Annotated in this window: 17 protein-coding genes; all 17 read right to left on the reverse strand. The window is 52.5% G+C overall.

The features are described 5' to 3' along the window. Nucleotides 1-19: 19 nt before the first annotated feature. Entirely contained in the window at nt 20-1,150 is a 1,131-nt protein-coding gene (gene rffA / locus ACI7MX_RS11990; protein WP_405587523.1) for a dTDP-4-amino-4,6-dideoxygalactose transaminase, read from the reverse strand. Further along, nucleotides 1,137-1,709: an acyltransferase gene (locus tag ACI7MX_RS11995; protein ID WP_405587526.1), complete on the reverse strand. Its 573-nt coding sequence runs from the start codon at nt 1,707-1,709 to the stop codon at nt 1,137-1,139. The genes rffA and ACI7MX_RS11995 overlap by 14 nt, the downstream gene beginning before the upstream one ends. A gap of 126 nt (nt 1,710-1,835) precedes the next feature. Further along, the gene (gene rfbC / locus ACI7MX_RS12000) at nt 1,836-2,387 is read right to left on the reverse strand and encodes a dTDP-4-dehydrorhamnose 3,5-epimerase (RefSeq protein WP_405587529.1); all 552 of its coding nucleotides are present in this window, start codon (nt 2,385-2,387) and stop codon (nt 1,836-1,838) included. Nucleotides 2,388-2,389: 2 nt separating this feature from the next. Beyond that, nucleotides 2,390-3,277 carry a glucose-1-phosphate thymidylyltransferase RfbA gene (gene rfbA, locus ACI7MX_RS12005; RefSeq protein WP_405587532.1) on the reverse strand — a complete coding sequence of 296 codons (888 nt, stop codon included), beginning with the start codon at nt 3,275-3,277 and terminating at the stop codon, nt 2,390-2,392. 161 nt (nt 3,278-3,438) lie between these two features. Next, a complete protein-coding gene (gene rfaH / locus ACI7MX_RS12010; protein ID WP_405587535.1) occupies nt 3,439-3,960 on the reverse strand; it encodes a transcription/translation regulatory transformer protein RfaH in 522 nt (173 codons plus the stop codon). An 88-nt stretch (nt 3,961-4,048) separates the two neighbouring features. After that, a complete protein-coding gene (locus ACI7MX_RS12015) occupies nt 4,049-5,494 on the reverse strand; it encodes an MBL fold metallo-hydrolase RNA specificity domain-containing protein (RefSeq protein WP_405587538.1) in 1,446 nt (481 codons plus the stop codon). A gap of 79 nt (nt 5,495-5,573) precedes the next feature. Further along, on the reverse strand, nt 5,574-6,944 hold the full coding sequence (locus ACI7MX_RS12020; protein ID WP_405587541.1) for a Wzz/FepE/Etk N-terminal domain-containing protein: 1,371 nt from the start codon (nt 6,942-6,944) through the stop codon (nt 5,574-5,576). A gap of 316 nt (nt 6,945-7,260) precedes the next feature. Continuing rightward, nucleotides 7,261-7,509, reverse strand: coding sequence for a lipopolysaccharide assembly protein LapA domain-containing protein (locus ACI7MX_RS12025; RefSeq protein WP_405587544.1), 249 nt, complete (start codon nt 7,507-7,509; stop codon nt 7,261-7,263). 24 nt (nt 7,510-7,533) lie between these two features. Then, complete coding sequence (gene ihfB / locus ACI7MX_RS12030) at nt 7,534-7,830, reverse strand: integration host factor subunit beta (RefSeq protein WP_122783296.1); 297 nt, start codon at nt 7,828-7,830, stop codon at nt 7,534-7,536. 340 nt (nt 7,831-8,170) lie between these two features. Beyond that, nucleotides 8,171-9,865 (reverse strand): 30S ribosomal protein S1, encoded by a 1,695-nt coding sequence (rpsA, locus tag ACI7MX_RS12035; RefSeq protein ID WP_122783295.1) that lies wholly within the window; start codon nt 9,863-9,865, stop codon nt 8,171-8,173. A gap of 123 nt (nt 9,866-9,988) precedes the next feature. Continuing rightward, nucleotides 9,989-10,678 carry a (d)CMP kinase gene (gene cmk, locus ACI7MX_RS12040; protein WP_405587548.1) on the reverse strand — a complete coding sequence of 230 codons (690 nt, stop codon included), beginning with the start codon at nt 10,676-10,678 and terminating at the stop codon, nt 9,989-9,991. Then, a complete protein-coding gene (locus ACI7MX_RS12045) occupies nt 10,675-12,882 on the reverse strand; it encodes a bifunctional prephenate dehydrogenase/3-phosphoshikimate 1-carboxyvinyltransferase (protein WP_405587959.1) in 2,208 nt (735 codons plus the stop codon). Before ACI7MX_RS12045 ends, cmk begins: the two co-directional genes overlap by 4 nt. 28 nt (nt 12,883-12,910) lie before the next feature. Next, on the reverse strand, nt 12,911-14,023 hold the full coding sequence (gene hisC, locus ACI7MX_RS12050) for a histidinol-phosphate transaminase (protein WP_405587551.1): 1,113 nt from the start codon (nt 14,021-14,023) through the stop codon (nt 12,911-12,913). Between the two features lie 12 nt (nt 14,024-14,035). Beyond that, nucleotides 14,036-15,130 carry a prephenate dehydratase gene (gene pheA, locus ACI7MX_RS12055; RefSeq protein ID WP_122783292.1) on the reverse strand — a complete coding sequence of 365 codons (1,095 nt, stop codon included), beginning with the start codon at nt 15,128-15,130 and terminating at the stop codon, nt 14,036-14,038. After that, a complete protein-coding gene (serC, locus tag ACI7MX_RS12060) occupies nt 15,130-16,215 on the reverse strand; it encodes a 3-phosphoserine/phosphohydroxythreonine transaminase (protein ID WP_405587553.1) in 1,086 nt (361 codons plus the stop codon). The genes pheA and serC overlap by 1 nt, the downstream gene beginning before the upstream one ends. A gap of 193 nt (nt 16,216-16,408) precedes the next feature. Continuing rightward, the gene (gene gyrA / locus ACI7MX_RS12065; protein WP_405587556.1) at nt 16,409-19,072 is read right to left on the reverse strand and encodes a DNA gyrase subunit A; all 2,664 of its coding nucleotides are present in this window, start codon (nt 19,070-19,072) and stop codon (nt 16,409-16,411) included. A 389-nt stretch (nt 19,073-19,461) separates the two neighbouring features. Then, complete coding sequence (gene mtnA, locus ACI7MX_RS12070) at nt 19,462-20,538, reverse strand: S-methyl-5-thioribose-1-phosphate isomerase (RefSeq protein ID WP_405587558.1); 1,077 nt, start codon at nt 20,536-20,538, stop codon at nt 19,462-19,464. Nucleotides 20,539-20,595 lie beyond the last annotated feature (57 nt).

Below are 20,595 nucleotides of genomic sequence, written 5' to 3' on the forward strand. Positions count from 1 at the left end.
TCCAAAGAGAATGTTCGAATTATTTGTAATAACTGATAACAGCATTAGATACAGTATTGATATCCAAACAAGTCATTCCAAACCACATAGGCAAACGTATAATTCGCTCACTTTCTACAGTAGTGTGTACATCGGCCCCTGCGAATTTTCCATATTTGACGCCTGCAGTTGCAGAATGCAATGGAATATAGTGAAATACGGCCTGTATACCGCAAGACAGTAAGTATTCAATCAACGACGATCTTTCTTCCAAATTCTTTACTTTAATATAAAACATATGAGCATTGTGCTCACACAATTCATTATTTGCAGGTAAATCAATAAACCCTGAAGCCTCAAGATGTTGAAGACGTTCTTTATATTTTTCCCATATCAAAAGCCTAGCTTCATTTACTTTATGCGCAGACTGCAATTGCCCCCAAAGATAAGCAGCTTGTAAATCGCATGGCAAATAGCTGCTCCCAACATCAACCCAACTGTATTTATCGACCATACCTCGAAAATATAAGCTTCGGTTAGTACCCTTCTCGCGAATAATTTCAGCGCGCTCGGCAAAGGCAGCGTCATTAATAATTAATAGTCCTCCCTCACCTCCGCTAGTATAGTTTTTAGTTTCGTGAAAACTATACGCACCAAAATGTCCAATAGAACCAAGAGGTTTACCTTTATAAAATGACAACATTCCTTGGGCGGCATCTTCGATAACATACAAATCAAATTTTTTGGCAATGCTCATAATTGTGTCCATTTCACATGCAACACCTGCATAGTGAACGGGTACAATTGCTCGTGTCTTATCTGTAATAGCCGCCTCAATCAGACTCTCATCTATATTCATAGTATGCGGTTTAATATCAACGAATACTATCTTAGCTCCACGCATAACAAAGGCATTAGCCGTACTAACAAATGTGTAGCTAGGCATGATTACTTCATCACCTGGCTGGATATCTATTAGTAGTGCAGCCATTTCCAGCGCGTGCGTACAAGAAGGCGTAAGTAGCGCCTTAGTACATCCTAAAAATACTTGAAACCAATTTTGACAAAGCCGACTAAACTCACCGTCGCCAGATAATTTTGTACTACGCATAGATTGGATAACATAAGCATCTTCACAGCCAATATGTAACGGCTTATTAAATGGTATCATTTTCATATCCCTGTAGGTAAGCCACTTCCATCTCTAGCAGATTTTTATTTCGCTCTTTTATTCGTCGCGCAGGATTACCAAGATATATCCCCCACTCCTTAGTGCTTTTATTAACAAGAGTCATGGCCCCAACTGAACATCCTTCAGCTATATTTACCCCAGGAAATACCATTGATCCGGCCCCTACTATGACATGGCGACCAATACTAACTGCAGCTTTTTTTTCCTTTTTGAATCTTGGTGGAACTGTTGGATTAGTAAGGCTAGCGCCAGAGTAGTCATCTGACTGACTAAAAACTTGGACACCATAAGCAAGACCAGAAAAATCCTCCATGGTTATTCCTAACTCGCCACCTGCCACCAAACAGAAAGGAGCAATATGCACATTACAGCCAATTTTAACCTGTCCAGAAAGCACACAGAAATCATCGATTCTAGAATTGTTTCCTATCTCAATAGATTCAGTATTGTATAAACTGGCCTTATCACTTATTTTTACTCCTACGCCTAACTTTTTGAAACCCATATTTTCTAATTGCTCTAATGTGTAATATGCCAAAACAACCTCACTTATTAATTATATGCACATGAGACGAATCATTTCTTTAGGCATATAAATATGCACATTCAGCAATGACTAGGTTTTTTTGGAAAGACAGCCGCTATGCCTCCCGTATCAAAATATTTAAGCCCCATTAAAGCACGGTGATAATTTATCTTTTTCGTTAATTATATATGCACTTCTTATTGGCCATTTGATCGCTATTCTCGAATCGTCCCACCGAATACTTCTTTCGGAATCTTTGTTGTAAAAATCAGTGACCTTGTAATTAAAGTGAGTATCGTCTTCTAACGCAAGAAAACCATGCGCAAAACCCGCAGGGATCCACAACATTTTTTTATTTATTTCATTCAACTCAGTTCCAAACCACTGCCCGTAAGTTGGCGAAGCTGGTCTTATATCTACAGCTACGTCGAAGACAGCACCTTTGGTAACACTCACAAGCTTTCCTTGCGCAAAAGGTTCTACCTGGTAATGCAATCCCCTTAGCACATCTTTTTTAGATAATGAGTGATTATCTTGTACAAAAATTTTTGCCTTTGGCACCCCTAAATCTTTCAAGCCTTCGTCGAAACGGAGTTGGTTAAAGCTTTCCATTAACCAACCTCGCTCATCTTCAAACACATCAGGCTCAATAATGACGATATCAGGAAGTTCTGCACAGTAGAATTTCATGCTTAAATCTCTTCTGACAATAGCTTGTTCAAGTACTGACCGTAGCCAGTTTTTTTAAACTTTTCAGCTTGTTCAGCTAATGTTTCTCGGGAGATCCATTGTTTATTAAAAGCAATCTCCTCAAGGCATGCTACTTTTAATCCTTGACGGTGTTCAATAGTATGCACAAAGTGGCTTGCTTCGAGCAAAGATTCATGCGTGCCAGTATCAAGCCATGCAAAGCCCCTACCTAGCAGCTCTACGTTAAGGCTTTGTTGCTCAAGATAAGCCCGATTAATGTCCGTGATTTCAAGCTCACCTCGCTGAGATGGTTTGATATTTTTTGCTATATCAATAACTTGATTATCGTAAAAATATAGTCCCGTGACTGCAAAATTAGATTTTGGAGTATCCGGTTTTTCTTCAATACTAAGTACTCGACCAGCCGTATCAAACTCTACGACTCCAAAACGCTCAGGATCTGATACATGGTACCCAAATACGGTTGCTCCGGTTTTTTGAGACATAGCTGATCGTAGATTACTTGAGAAATATTGTCCGTAGAATATGTTATCTCCAAGAATCAAACAAACTGGATCAGAACCTATAAACTCTTCGCCAATGATAAAGGCTTGCGCCAAACCATCGGGGCTAGGCTGTTCGGCGTAGCTGAGCTCAATCCCGTATTGGCTGCCATCACCCAGCAATTTTTTAAAGCATGGCAGGTCTTCAGGGGTCGAGATGATCAGAATTTCTTGCATCCCCGCTAGCATCAGCACAGACAGCGGGTAAAAAATCATGGGTTTGTCATAGATTGGCAGCATTTGTTTCGACACGCCCAGGGTGAGCGGGTGCAGCCGCGTACCTGAACCGCCGGCGAGAATAATACCTTTACGCTTGATGGTGCTCATCTAACTAGCTCTTCCTTAACTAATATGCGGTTGTCGCCTGACATGCTTTCAAGCGACGAGATTTAAGTCTTTAGACACGCTACCGCCCCAGGATTGATCGTCAATTTCCTGAGAACTCGCAGCTTCATCATTGCCCAGGCTCGACACCCGAGTACTGTTTATCAATTGGCGACAGAAGCCAAAGGCATACTAATCTGTAGTTGACGGTTCATCATTTTGATGAGGAGGATGACGCGTTCTTCGCCGTCCATGGACATGAAAATCGACTCTAGCCCTGCAAACCCTTCATCGTTCAATGTCACTGTTTGGCCGGGTTTGAAAGCGCAGAGCACGTTGGATCGGGCTCGGGCTTGCAATTGCTCAACCAGTTGCTGGCTTACTGGCAACGGCTGGCCGCCAAAGGCAACCACGCGCGCAACGCCGCGACTGGAGCGCAAGGGGGCCCAGTTTGCGCCAAGGGGCATATGAATGAATAGATAACCAGGGAATAAGGATTCTTGGACGAAATGACGCTTACCCCGCAGTAGTCGTTCACGGCTGCATACCGGGCGAGAGCATTCGTAGCCTTGGCGCTTAAGGTTTTCTTCTGCGCGCTCATCCTGCTTTGGCTTGCACTGCACCAGGTACCAATCCCCAAGCTTCGAGGCGACCGAGGTGTGAGGTGCGACGGTAGTTATGTCCATTGACCGTTCATTCTGCGTCTTCCTTGGTTTGCTATTGCGCTTGTCATTGCCTATAGCAAGCCGCTAAGTTCTTATAATGTTTGCGATGCTAGCTCGCTGGTATCAATACATCGACCGGCAGATTTCGTGCGCCGTACAGACCTTGCAGTTCCGCTGCCAATGCTTGCTTTGCTGACATTTCACCGTGCACCAATCTTATCTGCTCTGGCCAGTGGTCCATGCCGGATACGAAGTTGAGCAAGTCTAATTGGTCAGCATGCGCAGAGTAACCACCGAGGGTCGTAATATCTGCCGAAATCCGATGACGTTCACCTTCAAAGTCTACATATCCCCCCTTCGGGCCATACATTTGTATGGCGGCCCCTGGGGTGCCTTGAGCTTGGTAGCCCATAAACAGCACATTATGCCTCGCATCACCCAACATGGCTTTGAGGTAATTAACGATTCGGCCCTTCGAGCACATACCATTTGCGGCAATCACGATCGCCGGACGACCTGTACTGCTTAGGTAATTGACCACTTGCAAATGCTTGGCGTGGCTGTCCACCGTGATGAGCTGCTGGAAATTCAACGGGTTTCGCCCCGCTTTAAGTCGCTGTTGAGCGTCAGCATTCCAATATATATCCAACCCGCGGTATGTCGCCGTCAGTCTACTGGCCAATGGTGAATCGATTATGACTGGCAGCTGCGGCCAATTGATCGGTAAAGACTGATCCCCATCCAAGCTCACGCTCGCTGGCGTCGTTAATGATTTACGGTGAAGGATGTCTTCGATCTCGTAGAGCAGCTCTTGGGTGCGCCCCAAGCTGAAGGCAGGAATCAAAAGTGTGCCTTGATCTGCCAAAGCTTTATCGATAGCTAGCTCCAACCGGTCTTGTCGGGTTGCTCGATCTTCGTGCAGTCGATCACCGTAGGTGCTTTCGAGGATCAGAATATCGGCACGCTCAGGCGATTGAGGCCCAAGCAACAAGGGTGTATTGGGCGCACCCAAGTCTCCAGAAAAGACAATGCGCTGGTTCACGGCTTTTTGCGGGTATGTCAGATCGCATTCCACATAAGCTGACCCCAGTATGTGCCCTGCTCTTTGCAAACGAATTCGCGCCTGTAAAGTGTCGGACTGCGAAATGGGGAACCACTGCCCAAACGGGACTGCTACTGTCTGCTTCTGCACACGCTGCAAATAGCGATCCAGGGTGCGAGTGTCTCGACTGAATTCAAGCTTGAATGCATCCTCCAGGACCAAGGGCAGCAGCTTGGCCGATGGTTCGCTGCAAATAATCGGCCCCTCGAAACCCGCAGCCAGTAAATGCGGGATTCGACCAATGTGATCTGCATGAATGTGAGTCACGATCAATGCTTTGATCCCATTGATGGAGAACTCTATGTTGTTCGCACGGTCATCATCTGCAGGTTCATTACCCTGGAATATTCCACAGTCGATTAACAGACTGCTTTGCGCGGCCATGTGCAATTGATGGCATGACCCCGTGACGCCATTAATGGCGCCATGGTGAATGATGTGCGGGTAAGGCATAAGCTTGCTCTCGATACAGCTCCATGAAGAGGCAATTAGTCCACAAGTAAGGCCGTTAATCACCCGACCTTAATGCTTTTCAGGAGCGATCTTTTTGCAAGGTTTTTCCGCTAAGGCCTGACTCGTTCGAACGAATGAGTGTCGCGGACAATGTAGGCGCCATTGATGGTTGAGGCCCCGCTACACGCGCGTGAAAAAAGTGGCGTACGAGCGCTATAAGCACACCCAACATTCCACCCAATACCAAGCCGAGCAGCAATATCAGGGCCTTTTTCGGTTTGACAGGCGCCGTGGGAGCCAAAGCCTTACGATCAATCGATACCAACTTCAAATTGGTGAAGTCCAGATTGCTCAAATTGCTCAGCCTGACAAGTTCGGCACGTAACGGCTCAACACCCTGCAGAAATACGTCTTCATTTTGACGTTGCTTGAGCACTTCAACTTCGCGATTGCTCTGGAGCAATTGCAATTCTCTTGCAATTTGAGCAATACGCGCTTCGGTGAAGTCATCAGTTTTACGCTGCTGCAAAGCCAACCGCTCTGCCTCAAGGGCATCGACACCCATGAAGTACAACGGGATTTGTTGATTTGTTATTTCGGTGCGCATGATGCTGGAGTCGCTGCTACGTGCAGAATCTCCTAGCGCAGAGGGTGTTGTTGGCTTTTGAATACCCAGCGATCGGGCGATGCCGATGGCTTCGCTCAATTGGGCCATTCTGTCGGTTCGGTTAATTTTTAGCTGATTACGTAACGCTTTTAACTCGTCTTGCAATTGTGCACGCTTCAGAACATCAGCTTCTTCGAGAGAGGCAATGCGTGCTTCCTTGCCATTTTCGTAGCTGGCGCGAGCGGCATTTATCTTGCCTTTAAGCTCGGTGAGACGGTTATTCACAATGACTTTGAGGTCAGCCGCAATCTGATCACGCTCAGCGTTGATGGCGTAGTCTACAAATCCGTTAAGAATTTGAACGCCATCCACCCCTTTTGGATAGTTCAGCTCCAGGCTGATGAAGGCACTCAAGGAATCTGCTTTTTTGGGGTCGGGTTGCATCAGTCGCAGCGAATCGCGGTTGAACTCCTCGAAACTTTGTTCAAGGGTACGCCCCGGTTGTTTGAATTGGCTGAACAGTTCCTGATTTTCGCGGAAAAAGCCCAAGCGCGAATCATAAGACTCAAGGCTGGCACCGACTTTGTGCAAAGCTTCATTGGGTGGGAGGTTATAAACACCGGAGCGGTTCAAAGCATCCAGTTCATTGATCGCTGCCGGGCGCAGAACGCTTGTGACTTTGTATTCTGGGGTCACTGCATAGGCATAAATCAATGCAAGAAGCCCACACACTGCCGTGGTTGCGATGATGATGAGCTTTTGTTTCCAGATGGCCTGGAACAACGCAATCAGATCGACTTCATCAGCTGAAGAATTTCGGGGAAGATTAGAAATACTTGTCACAACAAAGGCCTGCCTTCAAAAAGAAACTGCGGGCTCGTTATGCAGAAATTTTCTTACGTGCATCTTTTTATAGTTTTTTTCAGCAGGCAATGCGTCACTGCGCACCTGAAGAAGCACAAAAATAGCTGGCAATCGAGAACAGACCGGATTTTGCCAGTTTTACAAAACAATACAAGACTTGACTGGAAACTCACGCACCCGTACGACTCTTCCTACAGAAGCCTGGTGCCCTGCCCATAGAGTTGCTCACGGTCGAGGCGTCTCCAGTTTTCGGACTTTGCCCCAACCAGTTGAGGCTAAACCCTGCCAGAAAGCCTTAGCTCGAGCGTAGCTCACGCTTCAATGCAGCTCGCTTGCGCCAGTACATCAACATGCCAAGAAGCGGGCCAATCGCCAGACCGATCAACAACGCGCCAACAAAAAAGAGCGCTATTGAAAGCGGTGGAGACTGCCACCCAAGAAACGTCAATGACGCGGTCTGTTGATTTTCAAGAACAAAAATCACCACGCCAAAAAATATCAGCAAAGCGATAACGATCAACGCAGCTTTTTTAAACGGATGCATGGGCGCCTCCTTTTCCCACAAGGATCAATTGTCGTCTTCCTCGTCTTCATTCACGCGGTCGCGTAATTCTTTGCCCGGCTTGAAATGCGGTACGAACTTACCGTCAAGCCTTACAGACTGACCCGTCTTGGGGTTTCGGCCCACTCGGGGCGCTCTGTAGTGCAGTGAGAAGCTGCCGAAACCACGGATTTCAATGCGGTCTCCAGTAGCCAGGCATTGTGACATTTGCTCAAGCATGGTCTTGATAGCCAGCTCAACATCTTTGGATGAGAGCAGCCCTTGATGGGTGACAATTCGTTCGATCAACTCCGACTTCGTCATATTTTTCCCTTCTTTTTCAAGCAGCTAGATCAGCGCTTCAAAGGTTTTAGCACGATCAAAGCAATTTGAACAGCCCAGGGCTTGACTATCTTTGCGCGAACAGATGCAGCATGTGAGCACCTCTTTATTGCATATCGCCAGCCCCCCGCACAGCGCCGCCGAGCAACTCTGAACTCTCCCAGTCACGCTATATGCGGGCGAATGCAGGAGACTCAAGGTATCCCACATAACAGCTCAGCGCCGCACACGCTCGCCTACAGACTCCCATGCCGCTCTTTATCAAATCGCAGGCACAAAAAAGGGCGACCGAAGTCGCCCTTTTTCTATGGTCAATCAGAACTTAGTTCTGTTTTTCCATTTGTGCACGCAGCAGGTCGCCCAGAGTGGTCGGACCAGCAGCAATGTCAGAGGTAGCTGGCTTGTCGCGCAGGCTCTGGATTGCTTCTTTCTCTTCAGCATCATCTTTCGACTTGATGGAGAGTTGGATTACGCGGCTTTTGCGGTCAACGCTGATGATCTTGGCTTCTACTTCTTCGCCTTCTTTCAGAACGTTGCGCGCGTCTTCAACGCGGTCACGGCTGATTTCGGAGGCTTTCAAAGTCGCTTCGATATCCGGAGCCAAAGTGATGATGGCGCCTTTAGCGTCAACTTCTTTCACGATGCCCTTAACGATTGCGCCTTTGTCGTTCTCTTGAACGAACTCGGAGAACGGATCGCTTTCCAGCTGCTTGATACCCAGGGAGATGCGCTCACGCTCTGGATCAACAGACAGGATAACGGTGTCCAGCTCGTCGCCCTTCTTGAAACGACGTACGGCTTCTTCGCCCACTTCGTTCCAGGAGATGTCGGACAGGTGAACCAGGCCGTCGATGCCGCCGTCCAGACCAATGAAGATACCGAAATCGGTGATCGACTTGATGGTGCCGGAGATTTTATCGCCCTTGTTGAACTGGCCAGAGAAATCTTCCCACGGGTTAGATTTGCACTGTTTGATGCCCAGGGAGATACGACGACGCTCTTCGTCGATGTCCAGAACCATAACTTCCACTTCGTCGCCGACTTGTACGACTTTCGAAGGGTGGATGTTTTTGTTGGTCCAGTCCATTTCGGAAACGTGTACCAAACCTTCAACGCCTTCTTCCAGCTCAGCGAAGCAGCCGTAGTCGGTCAGGTTAGTTACACGAGCGGTAACACGAGTGCCTTCTGGGTAACGGGCTTTGATAGCAACCCATGGATCTTCACCCAGTTGCTTCAGGCCCAGGGAAACACGATTGCGCTCGCGATCGTACTTCAGAACCTTGACATCGATCTCGTCGCCAACGTTGACGATTTCGGAAGGATGCTTGATACGCTTCCAAGCCATGTCGGTAATGTGCAGCAGGCCATCGACGCCACCCAGATCGACGAATGCGCCGTAATCCGTGAGGTTTTTAACGATACCTTTAACTTGCTGACCTTCTTGCAGGGATTCCAGCAGAGCTTCACGCTCAGCCGAGTTCTCTGCTTCAAGAACGCTGCGACGCGAAACAACAACGTTGTTGCGCTTCTGGTCAAGTTTGATGACCTTGAATTCCAGCTCTTTGCCTTCCAGGTGCGTGGTGTCGCGCACTGGACGAACGTCAACCAGAGAACCTGGCAGGAACGCACGGATGCCGTTAACGTCGACAGTGAAGCCGCCTTTAACCTTACCGTTGATAACGCCCTTAACCACTTCTTCTGCTGCGAAGGCTGCTTCCAGAACGATCCAGCATTCAGCGCGCTTGGCTTTTTCACGGGACAGTTTGGTTTCGCCAAAGCCGTCTTCGACCGCGTCCAGCGCAACGTGAACTTCATCACCGATGTTGATGTTCAGTTCGCCAGCGTCGTTGTGGAACTGTTCCAGCGGGATGAGGCCTTCAGACTTCAAACCAGCGTGAACGGTTACCCAGCCAGCTTGGTAATCGATATCAACGATGATAGCGGTGATGATAGAGCCTGCCTGAAGATTCAGGGTTTTTAGGCTTTCTTCAAAGAGTTCTGCAAAGCTTTCGCTCATTTTAATTCCTGTTGAATAAGGGCGAAGGAATACGCCCATCAGCCACACTCCAGACAATGTGGGTTACGTTCATATAAAAGAAGGCAAGCAGGACTATTTCTGGTCTCCTGCCTGCTTTCTTGGTCATCCGGCAATATCGCGAAGTGCGATTTCACTCATGATGCGTTCAAGCACCTGCTCGATAGACAACTCCGTAGAGTCCAGCTGTATGGCATCAGCCGCCGGCTTGAGCGGGGCTATTGCACGCTGCGTGTCACGTTCATCACGGGCACGAATCTCTTCCAGCAGACGCGGGAGACTAACATCATCGCCCTTGGCCTTCAACTGCAAGTAACGGCGGCGCGCACGTTCCTCGGCGCTGGCCGTCAGAAAAATCTTCAATGGGGCGTCGGGAAAAACCACTGTTCCCATGTCCCGGCCATCGGCCACGAGCCCCGGAAATTCGCGAAATGCACGCTGACGTTCCAGCAAAGCCGCGCGCACAGCGGGTAGCGCCGCTACGGTCGAAGCACCCGCAGCCACTTGCTCACTGCGGATGGCGTGTGTGACAACATCACCTTCCAAGATAATGCTCGCCGCCTTGCCATTCGTCGCTCCGACGAACTGCACATCAAGATGCGCTGCCAATTTGCTCAGTAAAGGCTCGTTATCCAGGGCAACACCATGATTGGCCGCAGCAAAAGCCAGCAAACGGTACAACGCCCCCGAATCCAGCAACCGCCACTTCAAAACATTGGCCAGGCGACCCGCAACCGTCCCCTTGCCTGAGCCGCTCGGCCCATCAATGGTAATGACCGGTGCCGGGCTGTTCACGACTGCGCCTCTTGAACGACACGCATGCCCACTTGCTTGCACAGTGCCAGGAAGTTAGGGAATGAGGTCGCCACGTTGGCGCAGTCATGGATACGAATAGGCGCCGTTGCGCGCAATGACGCCACACTGAAGGCCATCGCAATGCGATGATCACCATGACCGTGCACCTCACCCCCACCGATGATGCCACCATCAATAATGATGCCATCCGGCGTCGGTTCACACTTGACGCCCAGCGCCAACAAACCGTCCGCCATCACCTGAATGCGATCAGATTCCTTGACGCGCAGTTCTTCTGCACCGCGCAGAATCGTTCTGCCCTCAGCCACGGCAGCCGCTACGAACAACACCGGGAATTCATCAATGGCCAACGGCACCAGCGCTTCAGGAATTTCGATCCCTTTAAGCTTGGCCGCCCGCACTCGCAGATCCGCAACCGGCTCACCGCCCACCTCACGTTGATTCTCAAGGGTGATATCTGCCCCCATCAAACGCAGAATGTCGATGACGCCTGTGCGGGTCGGGTTGATGCCCACATGCTCAAGCAACAGATCAGAGCCGGGGGCAATCGATGCCGCCACCAAAAAGAAGGCCGAAGATGAGATATCACCCGGCACTTCAATATGAGTCGCTGTCAGCTTATGACCAGACTCAACTGAAGCTGTAGGGCCATTTACCGTTACCGGGTAGCCAAAGCCTTGCAGCATGCGCTCGGTATGGTCACGAGTGGGCGCAGGCTCTGTAACGGATGTTTTGCCTTCGGCATAGAGACCCGCCAGCAGCAAGCAGGACTTAACCTGCGCACTGGCCATCGGCAAGGTGTAATCCATCCCTTTAAGGGTATGACCACCACGAATGGTCATTGGCGGACGGCCTTCAGCTGCGGTTTCTATCACAGCGCCCATTTCGCGCAATGGATTGGCGACGCGATTCATAGGACGCTTGGTCAGAGAAGCATCGCCCGTCAGGGTGGTATCGAAGCTTTGCGCGGCCAACAAGCCGGACAATAAGCGCATCGACGTACCCGAGTTACCCAGATAGATAGGCCCTGGCGGTGCTTTCAAGCCGTGTAGCCCGACGCCATGAATGGTAACGCGACCTTCATTTGGCCCTTCAATCACCACGCCCATGTCGCGGAACGCTTGCAGCGTTGCCAAAGCGTCTTCGCCCTCCAGAAAACCTTCAACCTCGGTCGTGCCTTCGGCCAGCGAGCCGAGCATGATCGAACGATGAGAGATGGACTTGTCGCCCGGTACACGAATACGGCCATTTACTTGGCCACCAGGATTTGCCAGGAAAATCAGATCATTTGAATTCATAGGGTCCACATAAGCCCGGCGGGCCAGGATTTTACTGAAATGCTCGCGAGCAACACGGGCGCGTGTAAAGACGCCCAGCAATTGATGCCCATCCCCTGCATCAACCGCGTCGCGCAAGGCGTCGAGGTCAGTGCGAAATGTATCTAATGTGCGCAGCACCGCTTCGCGATTTGCGAGAAAGATGTCATGCCACATTACCGGGTCGCTTCCGGCGATTCTTGTGAAATCTCGAAAACCTCCCGCAGCGTAACGAAAGATATCCAGATTCTCATTGCGCTTGGCAAGAGAGTCCACTAAGCCAAACGCCAGCAAATGCGGCAAATGGCTGGTTGCTGCCAATACTTCATCGTGGCGCTCAACCTGCATATGCTCAACATCAGCACCCAGGGCTCGCCACAGCGTATCGATAAGGGCCAACGCTGCAGAATCGGTCTGAGCAACAGGCGTCAATATCACTTTATGCCGCTCAAACAGACTGGCATTGGATGCTTCAACTCCGCTTTGCTCAGAACCAGCAATGGGATGGCCCGGTACGAATCGCGCCGGCATACCGCCAAAGGCTTGAGTCGCTGCACGCACAACATTGCCTTTGGCGCTGCCCACGTCGGTCAGCACAGCCTCCCCGAGGTCCATGCCAGCCAGCAGACCGAGCATTTTCTCCATAGCCAGAATCGGTACTGCTAACTGGATGACATCGGCCCCGACACACGCCGCGGCCAAGTCAGACTCACAACGATCGACCACGCCCAGTTCTACCGCCCGAGTGCGCGAAACCGCATTCAGGTCGACACCTACTACCTCACGGCACAAGCCGCTTTCGCGCATGCCCTTGGCAAAGGAGCCACCGATGAGGCCCAGCCCGACAACCACCAGGCGCCCCACAATAGGTTCAACAGATTGCAACGACATGACATCAACCACGAACAAGGACCTTGGCCAGCGCTTCTAGCAGACGCGTATTCTCGACCGGCAAACCTATCGTGACGCGCAAGTGGTTCGGCATGCCGTAATTGGCCACCGGACGCACAATGACGCCTTCACGCAAGAGGCCTTGATAAACAGGAGCGGCCACCTGACCGAGATCCAGCGCAATGAAATTGCCTTTGGACGCAATCCAGCTCAGACCCAGCTCGCGAAAGCCTTCCTGCAATTGGTGCATACCCGCGTCATTAAGACGGCGGCTTTGTGCAAGGTATTCGGTGTCCTGCAGCGCGGCGCAGGCCGCAGCGAGTGCAAAGCTATTCACATTGAACGGCTGACGGACACGATTCAATACATCCGCCACCACGGCGCTCGACAGAGCGTAACCCACACGCAGGGCCGCCAGGCCGTAAGCTTTGGAGAACGTGCGCGAAACCAGTAGATTGGGGTAAGCCGAAAGGAACTCAAGGCCATCCGGCAGCTCGCCACCTTCGGCGTACTCGATATAGGCCTCATCCAGTACCACCAGTACTCGCTCAGGCACATCCTGCAAAAACTCATTCAGCGCATTCGTGTCGAACCACGTCCCCGTAGGGTTGTTCGGATTGGCAATAAAAACGACACGTGTGTTGTTGTCGATCGCCTTGAGCATGGCCGGCAGGTCGTGCCCCCAGTCTTTGGCTGGCACCACGTGCGAATCAGCCCCTACGGCCTGAGTGACGATTGGATAAACCGCGAAGGCATGTTCACTGAAGACGGCATTCAAGCCCGGCGCCAGATACGCGCGCGCGACCAGTTCAAGAACATCGTTCGAGCCATTACCCAGCGTCACTTGGTCCAACTGCACGCCACACTGGTTTGACAACAGACTCTTGAGAGCAAAGCCGTTACCGTCCGGATAACGCGTCAGCTCGGCCAGCTCGTCTTTAATGGCAGCCAGCGCCTTGGGACTCGGCCCCAAAGGGTTTTCATTACTCGCCAGTTTGACGATGGTCGCCGGATCTATATCCAGCTCACGCGCCAACTCATCCACAGGCTTGCCCGGAATGTATGGCGAAAGTAGTTGTACGCCCGGCTGCGCCAGGGCGAGAAAATCACCGCTCATGTTATGACTGCCTCACAAAACCGCTTTCGGGTAGGAACCCAACACTTTAAGCGCCACGGCTTCTTGACTGATTTGCTCCAGAACACTTTTGACCAGCGGGTCGCGGTGATGGCCGGCAAAATCGATGAAGAACACATAGGTCCATTTACCGCTACGCGAAGGCCGCGTCTCAATACGCGTCAAGTCGATGCCGTTTTCATGAAATGGCACGAGCAACTCATGCAGGGCGCCCGGACGGTTACTCATCGATACGATGATCGAGGTTTTGTCGTCACCGGTCGGCGGTACTTCCTGGTTGCCAATCATCAAGAAACGCGTGGAGTTATCCGGGCGATCCTCGATTTTCTCGGCCAGACGGGTCAGGCCGTACAAGCCCGCCGCCATATCGCCAGCAATGGCCGCCGAATTCCACTCACCCTTGACCCGTTTGGCCGCCTCGGCATTGCTCGACACCGCAATACGCTCGACATTCGGGTAATGCGCGTCCAGCCATTTGCGGCACTGAGCCAATGACTGTGCATGGGAGTAAATACGGCTGATGCTGTCGGTCTTGGTGTTCTCACCTACGAGCAAATGGTGGTGGATACGCAGCTCGACTTCGCCGCAGATCACCATATCGTGCTCAAGGAAGCTGTCCAGCGTATGGTTCACAGCCCCCTCGGTGGAGTTTTCGACCGGTACCACGCCAAAATTGACAGCGCCAGCAGCGACTTCACGGAACACTTCGTCAATGGCTGCCATGGGTTTGCTGATCACAGCATGGCCAAAGTGCTTCATTGCCGCCGCTTGAGTAAAGGTGCCTTCCGGGCCGAGATAAGCCACCTTCAGCGGCTGCTCCAGCGCCAGGCAGGACGACATGATTTCGCGGAACAACCGCGCCATCTCTTCGTTGCCCAGCGGGCCCTTGTTGCGCTCCATGACCCGCTTGAGCACCTGAGCTTCACGCTCCGGGCGATAAAAGACCGGCACTTCACCCTCAGCCAGCGAGGCCATTTTAACGCGCGCCACTTCTTGTGCGCAGCGAGCGCGCTCACTGATCAGCTCTAGAACTTTTTCGTCCAGGCTGTCGATGCGTACGCGCAGCGCTTTGAGTTCTTGCTCGGACATTAGCCGTGTTCCTTTTCGAACTCTGCCATGTAAGCCACCAGCGCATTAACCGCGTTGATGTCTACGGCGTTATAAATCGAAGCCCGCATTCCACCCACCGAGCGATGCCCTTTGAGGTTCAACAAGCCACGCGCCTCGGCACCCACCAGAAACGGCTTGTCGAGACGGTCATCCGCCAGGCGGAACGGCACGTTCATCCACGAACGATCTGGGGTGTTGATCGGGTTGCTGTACAAGCCACTGGCATCAATAAAGTCATACAACGTACGTTTTTTGACTTCATTGAGTTTGCCAATCGCTTCGACCCCACCCTGCTCTTTCAGCCACTCAAACACCAGACCGGACAAATACCAGGCCAGTGTCGGCGGCGTGTTGTACATCGAGCCATTGTCGGCTGCGACCTTGTAGTCCAGCATCGTCGGGCAAATCGAGCGGGCACGGCCCAGCAAGTCTTCACGAATGATGCTGACCACAATACCGCTCGGGCCGATGTTTTTCTGGGCGCCGGCGTAGATCATGCCAAAACGCGACACATCAATCGGACGCGACAGAATGTCCGAAGACATGTCTGCAACCAATGGCACATCGCCTGTTTCTGGAACCCAGTCAAACTCCAGACCGCCGATGGTTTCGTTGGGCGCGTAGTGAACGTAGGCAGCATCCTTGGAAAGGCTCCACTCGTTCTGACCCGGAATCGCAAAGTAATCGTAAGACTTGGCACTGGCCGCCACGTTGATGTGGCCAAAGCGCGAGCCTTCTTCAATCGCTTTTTGCGACCAGATACCGGTGTCGATGTAGTCGGCAGTACCGCTTTCGGGCAGTAGATTCAACGGAATCTGAGCAAACTGCTGGCTCGCGCCGCCCTGCAGGAACAGCACTTTGTAATTCGAGGGAATAGACAGCAGGTCACGCAAATCCTGCTCAGCCTTGGTCGCAATGGACACGAACTCATCACTTCGATGGCTCATCTCCATGACGGACAGGCCCTTGCCATGCCAGTCAAGCAATTCTGACTGGGCACGCAACAGGACAGCTTCAGGGAGCGCAGCAGGACCTGCGCAGAAGTTATAGGCTCGTTTGCTCACATCCACTCTCACTCTGATTTGGTGGGTCACGCAATAAATTGGTTGGCGCACATCATCGAGTGCGCGATTGAGCCTGCTCGCGATAGCGGTAACAGTCAGCATGAATGTTGAGTGTTAGTCAGTCATCGCCAGCACGCTCGCTGCGCACATACAACAAGGGGGCGAATCTTCATCCGCCCCCTTGTGTGTCCGCTTATTCCTGCGGCTGCTCTTCGTCAGCGTCTGTCTCTAGCGGCTGCTCATCATCAAGACCGTCGCGCACGGTCTCGACCTCGAGCTCAGCACCACCCTCGCCTTCGCCTTCAAGCTCTTCATCCTCGACTTCCGACGGCTCCTGAACCCGCTCAAGCCCTACCAACGTTTCATCGCTGGCCAGTTTGATCAAGGTGACGCCCTGGGTGTTACGACCCAGGCTCGACACTTCGTCAACACGTGTACGAACGAGTGTGCCCTGATCGGAAATCAGCATGATTTCTTCGCCGTCCTGCACCTGAACCGCACCGACCAGACGGCCGTTACGCTCATTGCTGACCATGGCGATAACGCCCTGACCGCCACGCTTGTATTCAGGGAACTCACTGATCGAGGTGCGCTTGCCATAACCACGTGCCGAAGCAGTGAGGATCTGGCTGCCTTCTTCCGGGATCAGCATCGAAATCAGCTTCTGACCTTCTGGCAGACGCATGCCGCGCACACCACGAGCCGTACGGCCCATGGCGCGGACGTCAGACTCTTTGAAGCGCGTTACCTTGCCACCGTCGGAGAACAACATGACTTCGCGCTCGCCATCCGTGATCGCGGCGCTGATCAGCACATCACCTTCGTCCAGTTCCAGCGCGATCAAGCCGACGCTGCGCTGACGACTGAAGGATTCCAGCGGGGTCTTCTTCACGGTGCCGTTAGCGGTTGCCATGAAGATGAAGTGACCTTCGGTGTATTCCTCGACTGGCAACATCGTGGTGATGTACTCACCTTCATCCAGCGGCAACAGGTTGACCAACGGTCGACCACGAGCTGCGCGGGAGGCTTCAGGAATCTCATACGTCTTGAGCCAGTACACCTTGCCTTTGCTGGAGAACAGCAACAGCGTGGTGTGACTGTTGGCAACCAGCAGATGAGCAATGTAGTCCTCATCCTTGACGCCAGTCGCTGATTTACCTTTACCGCCGCGGCGCTGTGCCTGATACGCAGCCAATGGCTGGGTCTTGGCGTAGCCACCGTGGGAAATCGTCACAACGCGCTCTTCTTCCGGGATCATGTCGCCCAGCGTCAGGTCGAGACGATGATCAAGGATTTCAGTGCGACGCACATCGCCATATTCAGCACGGATGACTTCCAGCTCTTCGCGAATCACTTCCATCAGACGCACAGCGCTGCTGAGGATGCGGATCAATTCGCCGATCTGGTTCAGTATTTCTTGGTATTCGGCCAGCAGCTTCTCGTGCTCAAGACCGGTCAGACGGTGCAGGCGCAATTCAAGAATGGCTTGAGCCTGTTCTGGCGACAGGAAGTACTTGCCGTCGCGCAGACCGTATTGCGGATCAAGGTTATCTGGACGGCACGAATCAGCACCAGCCCGCTCAACCATCGCCACTACCGCCGTCGATTCCCAAGGTGTGCTGATCAGCGCTTCCTTGGCTTCAGACGGGGTTGGCGAGGCTTTGATCAACGCAATAACCGGATCAATGTTGGACAGGGCAACCGCCTGACCTTCAAGGATATGGCCACGCTCGCGAGCTTTACGCAGCTCGAACACCGTACGACGCGTAACCACTTCGCGGCGGTGACGAACGAATGCTTCAAGCAGATCCTTGAGATTGAGGATGCGCGGACGACCGTCGATCAGGGCAACGATGTTGATACCGAACACCGCTTGCAGCTGGGTCTGAGCGTACAGGTTATTGAGAATAACCTCTGGCACTTCGCCGCGACGCAATTCGATCACAACACGCATGCCGTCTTTATCGGACTCGTCACGCAGCTCGGTGATACCTTCGAGCTTCTTCTCTTTAACCAGCTCGGCGATCTTCTCGATCAAGCGCGCCTTGTTCAACTGGTAAGGGAGTTCGGTGATGACGATCTGCTGACGACCACCGACCTTGTCGATGTCTTCGATCATCGAGCGGGCGCGCATGTAAATACGGCCACGACCGGTGCGGTAGGCTTCGATGATGCCGGCGCGACCGTTGATGATCGCCGCCGTCGGGAAGTCTGGGCCCGGAATGAACTGCATCAGTTCATCGATGCTCAGCTCCGGGTTGTCGATCAGCGCCAGGCAACCATCGATGACTTCACCGAGGTTATGCGGCGGGATATTGGTGGCCATGCCCACAGCGATACCGCTGGAACCATTGACCAACAAGTTGGGAATGCGCGTCGGCATGACGGCCGGGATCATTTCCGTGCCGTCGTAGTTCGGCACCCAGTCCACGGTCTCTTTGTGCAAGTCGGCCAGCAGTTCGTGGGCCAACTTGGTCATGCGCACTTCGGTGTATCGCATCGCAGCAGCGTTATCGCCGTCGACCGAGCCGAAGTTGCCTTGACCGTCTACCAACAGGTAGCGCAGGGAGAATGGCTGAGCCATTCGAACGATGGTGTCGTAAACCGCGGTATCACCATGCGGGTGATACTTACCGATTACGTCACCGACCACACGGGCAGATTTCTTGTACGGCTTGTTCCAGTCGTTATTCAGTTCGCTCATCGCGAACAGCACTCGCCGGTGCACGGGCTTCAAGCCATCGCGTGCATCAGGTAGTGCGCGCCCGACAATTACGCTCATCGCGTAGTCGAGGTAGGACTGTTTCAGCTCGTCTTCGATATTGACCGGGAGGATTTCTTTGGCCAGTTCGCCCATGAGAAGCCTGATTCCTTTTTCGGGTGAAACTTCGCCACATCCATTCGGGATCAACGAAGCTCGCCACTGCTGACCATGTGCCAAACAGCGACTTACGACAAATCAATACGTTATGTCATGGATTTGCGCATTAAGGGCACCCCTTACGGGCAACCCTGGAAACCGCCGAATGCTATCACAATCGCCGCCACACACCTATCCCTGTGATGCGCATGGAGCGTAGTAATTCAGCCGTTTATAGGCCTGAGAGGCCTCAGGAGGACTCTGAAGACGATTTGAAGCCCGCAGTCGATGCTGAAGGCTGCCAAAAGTGGCAGCAGGATCTTCACGTAGCGGGTTGCCATGCAACCCTACGCAGCCAGCAGCAGCAGCGACCACAGAGTGATGCCTTAATGCAGCCGCTTGCGGCACATCAATTGGGCAAGCTTGGCGGCATCCGGGCGTTCAATAATGCCTTTCTCGGTCACGATCACGTCAATCAGATCCGCCGGGGTGACATCGAACACAGGGTTGAAAGCCTGAACATCCGCGCCCACTCGCTTGCCCCCTACATTCAGCAGCTCAGCGCCTTCACGCTCTTCAATCGGAATGTCCTCGCCACTGGCCAGCTCCATGTCGATCGTTGAGCTGGGCGCCACCACCATGAAGCGCACACCGTGATGCATGGCGTTCACGGCCAATTGATACGTACCAATTTTATTGGCCACATCGCCGTTGGCCGTGATGCGGTCTGCCCCCACAATCACCCAGGTCACACCCTTGGTTTTCATGATGTGCGCCGCTGCCGAATCAACATTGAGGATCACCGGAATGCCCTCATTGGCCAATTCCCAGGCGGTCAGACGCGAGCCTTGCAACCAAGGCCGGGTTTCGTCGGCGTAGACCTGCTCAATCATGCCTTCGAGCCAGGCACCCCGGATCACGCCCAACGCCGTGCCAAAACCACCGGTAGCCAATGCGCCCGTATTGCAATGGGTCAATACGGTCTGCGCATTGCCTTGGTGCCGGCGAATCACATCGACGCCCAGTTGCGCCATCGTCAGATTGGCCTCACGGTCACTTTCATGAATGGCCAGCGCCTCCCGCTCCAGCACGTGAAGCGCATCGGCACGGTGCTGAACGCGATTGAGTCGATCGCGCATGCGATTCAGCGCCCAAAACAGGTTCACCGCGGTGGGCCGCGAGTCAGCCAGCACCGCGAAGTCTGCTTCCAGCGCGGCAACCCAATCGCCACCGGCGGCCTTGCGCGCACGGGCCGCCAATACAACCCCGTAGGCGGCTGCAATGCCGATGGCCGGCGCGCCACGCACGACCATGTCGCGAATGGCCTTGGCCACACCTTCAGCATCCGTGAATGACAACCAGTTTTCTTCAAAGGGCAAAATGCGCTGATCCAGCAGATGCAGGGCCTCGCCCCGCCAATCGATGGCCTTAACTTTTTCTGCCGCCAACAGTCGATCGCGCATGCTTTCCCCTATTTACCCAGATACAAAACCGTCGATTATAACGATCCCGCCTTTCAG

The sequence above is a fragment of the Pseudomonas sp. 2024-210 genome (assembly GCF_045062345.1).
Classification (GTDB): domain Bacteria; phylum Pseudomonadota; class Gammaproteobacteria; order Pseudomonadales; family Pseudomonadaceae; genus Aquipseudomonas.